We start from the raw sequence: 7,415 nt of genomic DNA, 5'->3' as shown, positions 1-7,415 counted from the left end.
GCCGCCAGCGTTCAATCTGAGCCATGATCAAACTCTTCAATTTAAGATTTTGTTCGGCTCAATGAATACTGAACATTACATAAAGTAATGTTTGAATTGACTGTGCTGAATCCGAAGATTCAATGGTCACTTCGTTTCATTGAAACCTAATTTGATACCGAAGTATCGAATTGGATTATCATCAACGAGTGCCCACACAGATTGATAGGTCTATATTGTTAAAGAGCTTGCTTTGCGAGAAGTTTTTCTCTCAAAGCGGAGGTGCATTCTAGCGATTTAGTTGTTAGTGTCAAACACTTTTTTAAACTAATTTTTTGTAGAAGCTTTTTACCTCTTCGACCCTGCTGAAGCCTTGTGACGTCTGCCGTGTCGATGGATGCGCATTATAGGGAGAAGATTTTCTTTGGCAATACTAAAAATGCATTTTTTCTAAAAAAACATGCCAAATGGATACTTTCCATCCAACCCCAAAATTACCCAGAAATAACACTCAGGATTTATACAATTTACCCACAAAAAGCTGTGGATAACTACTCATCGCTATCAAAGAAATAAGAAATACGCGAACGCGGATTTAGATACTCTTTTACTTTATCCGGTAATTTTGACGGATGAATCGCGTTAACTATCTTTATATCTTTTGACGCAAGATCAATGATTGGCGCTTGCGTCCTTGGTACTGATGGATCGTAAACCAAGACATTCGGGAATAATAAATGCGATGCATTCACTGAGATAACCAGGCCGACCATATTATTAGAAAGCTGAACTACGGTACCCGGAGGAAACACGCCCATAAACTTAATTAGGATGTTCAGGTTCTCTTCTTTATATAGGTGTTTACAGTTCTTATATAAATGAGAGAGTGCGGTATAAGGAATCTTTTGGTCTGAGACTATCGGGGTATGACACAAGTTATCAAACGCATTGGCTACAGCAATAATTTGAGCAAACTCGTTGATCTCATCTCCTTTCAGGCCTTTAGGATAACCAGACCCATCTCTTAGCTCATGGTGCTGCGCGATCACAATTCTCGCGACTTCGGGAAAAGCCTCGATTTGACTCGCAAGATCGACGCCATATTTAGTGTGCAACTTTAAGTAGTTGGTTTCTGGCTCTGTTAGAGGTAGTTGCTTTCTTAATATTGCAGTCGGGATTTTTATTTTCCCGATATCATGGAATAGTGCGGAGAAGGAAAGCTCTTTCAACTGTGCTGCTGAGCACCCTTTAGCACGGCCAATCATCATCGAGATAACAGCCACGTTCAATGAGTGGAAATAAATATCTTCAAACTCATTTTTTCCGTTCATCAGATGTAACGTAACATTATCATCGCACATTAACTTCTCGACGATATCTTCAATAAGAAGCTTTGCTTCATCAACTGCTGCTGTCGGACGGTTACGGATTTTAGTCATGACTGAACGCATACGTGCCAGAGAGCGCTCAAACTCTTTTTCACACTGAATCACGCGTCGACGGTATGCACTTAACTTTTCTATGCGGTTCTGTTTTTCTTGCCACATTTTTTGAGTTTCATGATCTAACGACGCTTCATTTGTTACTCTGTCAGCTTGTCTTTGATCAACAGGGAGTGGAACGGCATCGCTTTGCTCTGGATTAAAGTAAACGAACTTTACGCCGAGGTGGCGGATCATCTCGACTTGCTCTTGGTCTTTAATCTTAAAGCTATTGAGTAGAAAGGGGTGATCGTTCCACTTTAGCGGAAGACGGATATGTAATCCGGGTTGAATACGATCGACCGTTAGTTTAATGGCTGCCACTTATTCACTACTGATTTATATTTCTTAAGAGAGTTAGAATACTAGTAAATTTTGTGAATAAATTCATCAGTAACTATCAAAACATCAAACTGTTATTTCTAAGCGACTCACTTAATTAGATAGAAGTAAGCTACTTTAAGGAGCGATCTGCTTTGCGTATTTTAAGCTTGGCCTCGAACACTGGCTTGTCTATTACTTCTTGATCTTTGACTAGCCCCATTAACGTTTGTACCGCTACACGGGCCATGTCACTGATAGGAAAGTGCACTGCTGATACTGTAGGGTAAAGACTTTCACAAAGATCAACACTGTCAAAGCTAGTTAATGAGATTTGCTCTGGTACAGAAATACTGTGCTCGTGTAAGTACTGCATTGCGCCAACCGTCATTTCTTCACTGCACGAAAAGACAGCCGTCACATCAGGGTGTCGTTGTAAAATTGCAGCCATTGCATCATAACCACTTTGCCGACCATAATTCCCTTCTTCACACCAGCTTTCATCAATATCTATACCAGCATCCTTCATTGCATCAATATACCCAAGCTTTCTCAATACACTGTTATGACGTTGGGATGGACCGGCAATACAAGCAATCTTTCGATGACCACCAGCTAAAAGGTGCTCAACGGCAATACGGCTTGCATGATGATGGTTAAAGGTAACACAACGCTCTTCTATTCCTTCCACGTAGCGATCCAGGAGAACGAAAGGTGTTGGCTGTTTAGCTAGTTCACGTAAGTCATCATCTGACAAATAACGACTATGAAGTACATAGCCGTCACAACGTAAATCATTAAAACGCTGAATTGCCTCTTTTTCACCTTGTGCAGAATGATGGCCTTGAGCTGTAATCAAAAACTTCTTATGAATATCCAGCTCGGTCTGAACCTGCTCCATCATCTCGCCAAAGAAGCCCCCCGTATAGTAAGTCACCAATAACCCAACCATATTACTGGATGAGGTTGCGAGTGAACGAGCAATTGCACTAGGACGATAATTCAATTGCGCCATAGCTTGCTCTACTTTTTTTCGAGTTTCCTCGCGAAATTTCCCCTCTCCATTAATAATTCGAGAAACGGTAGAGCGATTTACACCGGCGAGTTCGGCTACATCTTTAATCCTTGCCATAATGCTATTGGGTCCAACTGCAATTATTATTAAATATTCGTTTGTGTAGAACGGCTGCCAGCAATTCGTAAGGTGCTATAGGGGGCGAAGCTGGCAGCCTTTAATCATACACCGACCATTTGATTGGTAGAAACAAGCTCAGAGTAATCCGTGACAGTTATACCATGATGAGCTAACTGTTCTTTTAAAATGGGAGAGGTAAGAACTTGTAACTCTAGCTCTCGCTGAAGCGCATAGCCACTCTTTAAGATAAGCGCCTGATCGGCCTCTGCCGGGTGGCACATCACCTCAACCAAGTCATAGTCAGCTTTTAAGCTCAATAGATGTGCCATTAAGCCATCCAAGCTCACTTTTTGATCATAAAACTCATCAGTAAAGATATACCTGATTGTCATCGATTCTTGACACAAGCCAGTGCCCCGCAGTGGCACTCGGTATTCATTCGCTACTTCTTTAATAACGGGCAAAATTTGAGGGTGAGTATGCGCGTGATGATGGCTATCTAAGTGGCTTAGCTCTAACCCAAGCGATAAAAAATGTTCCACCTGAGCTTTTGCTTCATCATAAACGACCTGAGTTTCGAAGTCCTGCTTACTCCAAAGTTCGTCATAGTTGATAAAGTGCGCTCGGCCGTTAGTCAAGTTACGATGCTTCGTTATAGGCACACCTGCTGTAAACCTAAGATGAACGCCAACTTTCAAGTCTGGATTATGGCGAGCTAGTTCTAAGGCATGTTGCTCAGCATCCATACCCACCATCATGGTGGTTGAATGAACCACACCTTGCCGATGAGCTTTAACGATGCCGTTATTTACACCTCTCGTTAAACCAAAATCATCAGCATTAAAAATGACTTTCATCGGCGCCCTTCCTTAGTCTTACAACGTCGTTAGTTTAAATTGAGGTAAATACGGAGCGTTCACCGCCAGAATATCATCCAGGATTGACTTGGCGCGGCCAATGTCAGGCACCAATGGGTTATTGGTTAATGCCATAAGCGCCTTGTCATAATTACCTTCGACAGCAGCTTCTATTGTTAGCTGCTCATACGCTTTAACTTGATAGAGTAATCCTTTGATATTGTTTGACAACTCGCCAACCGCAAGAGGTTTCGCCCCCCAGCTACCAATCACCGCACTACATTCAATCACAGCATCGTCAGGTAGGCCGTTGATCGCTCCATTATTTAAAACGTTAACAACATGAATACTATTACGATTGTTATAAATTGAATCAACTAGGTTCAGTGATGCATCAGAATAATAAGCACCACCCCGCTCCTCTAACTCTTTCGGCTTATGATCGAGGGTAGGATCTTGATAGAGCTTAAATAGCGCATTTTCTGTTTCCATTACCTGCTCAGCACGAGTGCCTTTTTCATCGGCACTTTGTTTCTCTTCAGCAAGCATGGCATCAGTTTGGTAGAAGTAGCGATGATAAGGACATGGTATCGCCCCCAGTGCTTTTAGAAATGCAGGATCCCACGGCTCTTCCCAGATATTCTTCATACTGAAGTTGGCACCATCACCGACTTTCTCTAATACCGTTTGAGTAATATCTTCCCCATTGAGCCATGCTTTGTGTACCCACACGAGATGGTTTAACCCAGCAAACTCAAGTTGTAGCTCTTTTGGCTCGCACTCCATCATTTCTGCAATCATCATTTCCATTGAAACGGGCACATTGCATAAACCAATACTCTTTACTTTGGTGTACTTACTGACCGCTTCGGAAACTAAACCCGCTGGGTTGGTGAAATTGAGCATCCATGCGTTTGGAGCCAACTCTTCAATGTCTTTACAGATATCAAGAATGACCGGAATGGTTCGCAGTGCTTTAGCAAAACCACCAGGGCCCGTTGTTTCTTGGCCGATGACGTCGTACTTGATTGGGATTCGCTCATCGTTAGCGCGTGCAGCAAGGCCACCAACACGAAACTGCGTCATCACAAAATCCGCATCTTTTATCGCAGCACGGCGATCGAAACTGGCTTTTATCTCAATTTTTGCTCCGGCTTTATCGACCATTCGCTGAGCCAATCCTTTGATGATCTCAAGCTTCTCAGCTCCTGACTCAATGTCCACAAAATGAATCTTCCTAACGGGTAAATATTCTAAGCGCTTAATAACCCCTTCAACCAATTCCGGGGTATAGCTACTACCACCGCCAATAATGGCAAGTTTGATCGCCTCTCTAGACATTTTCATCCCCCTTTATTTGTTCGAGATTTTTTTGTTCAGTGCGACGATTTCTACAGCCATCTCTTGAGCCAAAATCGTAGTCATTAGGTGATCTTGAGCATGCACCATCACTAACGTCATCGGGACTTTCCCTTCTCCCTGATCTTCTTCAATAAGCTGAGTCTGTATTAAGTGGGCTTTATTAATGCACTCTCTTGCTTGAGAGAGCTTCTCATCAGCCGCTTCAAAATCTTGTTCTCGAGATAAACGCAATGCCTCGTAGCTTAAACTTCTGGCTTCACCAGCATTGCAAATGATCTCCATTACAACCAATTCTTGTTCCATCATTTTCTCTCCGAAAATCGGGCCGCGGTAATTGCGGCCCATTAAGCACAGTTAAGCAGTAACGCCTTCGCCTGACGGCTGCGTGTCACCTTTAGTTTCCTTCGTCGTTGGTAGTTCTTGCTCCAACATTTGCTTCTCAAACATTTTGAAGAATGGGAAGTAGATGATTAGATCAAGAATTAATAAACCAATGACGAGCAATACTGGCGCAAAGGTCCAACCGCTACCCCACGAAGCACCTATCAGTGCCGGTGTTGTCCAAGGTGTTGTAGCGACACCCATACCCACAAAGCCGACATGCACAGCAAAATACGCAATCGTAGCGTTGATGACTGGAGCGAAGACGAACGGGATAAACAAGGTCGGGTTCATCACAACTGGGCTACCGAAGATCACTGGTTCGTTGATTTGGAAAAAGCCAGGCACCGCACTCATTCGACCAATGCTCTTAAGGTGAACAGAACGGCTAAACGACATCAGCATAACAAGAGCAAGTGTTGCACCAGAGCCGCCAATAAAGATGTAAAAATCCCAGAACGGTTGAGTAAATACGTTTGGAATCGGTTCACCTGCAACAAAGGCTTCAATGTTGGCACCAATGTTGGTCAAAAAGATTGGAGAAAGCAGTCCAACAACAATTGCAGCACCATGAATACCCGCAAACCAAAGCAGCTGGCAAAGCAATAAAGCGCCAATAATGGCAGGCAATGAGTTAGACGCACTAATTAGCGGTTTAAAGATAGCCATAACAGCATCTGGAATCAGCATGTCGTACTGGGTTTGTACGAAAAGGCTAAGTGGATATAAGGTAATGAATATCGCTAAGACTGGTAGCAATACTTCAAATGATCGCGCAATCGCCGGTGGCACCTGCTCTGGCATGCGAATCGTAATATTGTGCTTTTTCATAAAACGGTAGAGCTCCACCGAGAAAAATGCACACATCACTGCGGTGAAGATCCCGGTTCCGCCCATGTGAGACATAGACAACGCGCCATCTTTAGCTGGGGCCGCAATGAGTAAAAAAGACATTAGTGACAATACAGCACTCGTGATCCCATCCATCTTGTAAGCCTTCGCTAAACTATAAGCAACGCCCAGCGAAACAAAAATAGTCATGATCCCCATCGACATGTTGTAGGGCATCATTATGGTATCAAAATGTGTAGTGGCGAAATCGAGCCAAATTCGACCAAAAGTAAAGGTTGTATCTTCGGCAAATGGGGGGAATGCAAAAATCAAAATGAAACTACCGACAATAATAAACGGCATTGCGACAATAAAACCGTCTCTCATTGCGCGAACATGGGGCTGATTCCCCACTTTAGCTGCTATAGGGGCTATATGCTTTTCGACTGCGCCTATAATTGCGTCATAAAGCTTCATAGAATCCATCCTTATTTTAGGCAAAAGAATCCCGCATCAAATATTTATATTTGATGTACAGTTATCTTTTTAATTTAAAACTATAGTTTAGTTAATTAATTCTAATGCTTGCTCTAGTACTTCTTCTCCCTTCATCATTCCATAATGCTGAGGAGAAATAGCATCAATGTTTTTACCATGCTCTTGCGCCGTTTTTCTTAGCTCTTCTAGCTGAAAGCGTACTTGAGGCCCGAGAAGACAAACATCGTACTCTTTAATTGCATCTTCAAACGCATTCACTGACATTGCATCAATCTTGCACTCAATTCCTTTATTTTCAGCAGCTTGCTCCATTTTCTTAACAAGCATACTGGTGGACATCCCTGCGCTACAGCATAAAAGGATCTTTTTCATAGCCTTACTCCCGTTGTGTAAATTTCAACCTGCAAAAACTGTAGCAAAAATAACCAAGACAAAAAAGCGCAACCGGTTGCATTATTCGTGAACACAATCCCAATTTAGAAAATACCACCTATTTTTTTGTAATTATTTAGGTCTAGGATAAAAGTCACAAAATAATTTAAGACATCACATTAAGTTTCAAATTATCAA

At 42.5% G+C, this 7,415-nt stretch carries 7 protein-coding genes; all 7 read right to left on the bottom strand.

Annotation, left to right across the window (positions count from 1 at the left end):
- Positions 1–530 precede the first annotated feature (530 nt).
- On the bottom strand, positions 531–1,784 hold the full coding sequence (locus R7R78_RS19200) for an HD-GYP domain-containing protein (protein WP_005385549.1): 1,254 nt from the start codon (positions 1,782–1,784) through the stop codon (positions 531–533).
- Between the two features lie 130 nt (positions 1,785–1,914).
- Positions 1,915–2,913, bottom strand: a complete 999-nt coding sequence (locus R7R78_RS19195) for a LacI family DNA-binding transcriptional regulator (protein WP_005381031.1) — start codon at positions 2,911–2,913, stop codon at positions 1,915–1,917.
- Positions 2,914–3,017: 104 nt separating this feature from the next.
- Entirely contained in the window at positions 3,018–3,773 is a 756-nt protein-coding gene (gene chbG, locus R7R78_RS19190; RefSeq protein ID WP_213970011.1) for a chitin disaccharide deacetylase, read from the bottom strand.
- Positions 3,774–3,791: 18 nt separating this feature from the next.
- Complete coding sequence (locus R7R78_RS19185; RefSeq protein WP_053303322.1) at positions 3,792–5,114, bottom strand: 6-phospho-beta-glucosidase; 1,323 nt, start codon at positions 5,112–5,114, stop codon at positions 3,792–3,794.
- Positions 5,115–5,126: 12 nt separating this feature from the next.
- Entirely contained in the window at positions 5,127–5,438 is a 312-nt protein-coding gene (locus tag R7R78_RS19180; protein ID WP_031777269.1) for a PTS lactose/cellobiose transporter subunit IIA, read from the bottom strand.
- Between the two features lie 51 nt (positions 5,439–5,489).
- The gene (locus R7R78_RS19175; protein ID WP_005381064.1) at positions 5,490–6,824 is read right to left on the bottom strand and encodes a PTS sugar transporter subunit IIC; all 1,335 of its coding nucleotides are present in this window, start codon (positions 6,822–6,824) and stop codon (positions 5,490–5,492) included.
- A gap of 87 nt (positions 6,825–6,911) precedes the next feature.
- Positions 6,912–7,217, bottom strand: coding sequence for a PTS sugar transporter subunit IIB (locus R7R78_RS19170; RefSeq protein ID WP_025767645.1), 306 nt, complete (start codon positions 7,215–7,217; stop codon positions 6,912–6,914).
- Positions 7,218–7,415 lie beyond the last annotated feature (198 nt).

Source organism: Vibrio sp. 2134-1, assembly GCF_033339495.1.
This window is presented reverse-complemented; position numbering and strand designations above follow the sequence as displayed.

Excerpts from the sequence above, each read along its gene's own strand:
- R7R78_RS19195 (WP_005381031.1), bottom strand. The coding sequence starts at position 2,913 with ATGGCAAGGATTAAAGATGTAGCCGAACTCGCCGGTGTAAATCGCTCT.
- chbG (WP_213970011.1), bottom strand. The coding sequence starts at position 3,773 with ATGAAAGTCATTTTTAATGCTGATGATTTTGGTTTAACGAGAGGTGTA.
- R7R78_RS19185 (WP_053303322.1), bottom strand. The coding sequence starts at position 5,114 with ATGTCTAGAGAGGCGATCAAACTTGCCATTATTGGCGGTGGTAGTAGC.
- R7R78_RS19180 (WP_031777269.1), bottom strand. The coding sequence starts at position 5,438 with ATGGAACAAGAATTGGTTGTAATGGAGATCATTTGCAATGCTGGTGAA.
- R7R78_RS19175 (WP_005381064.1), bottom strand. The coding sequence starts at position 6,824 with ATGAAGCTTTATGACGCAATTATAGGCGCAGTCGAAAAGCATATAGCC.
- R7R78_RS19170 (WP_025767645.1), bottom strand. The coding sequence starts at position 7,217 with ATGAAAAAGATCCTTTTATGCTGTAGCGCAGGGATGTCCACCAGTATG.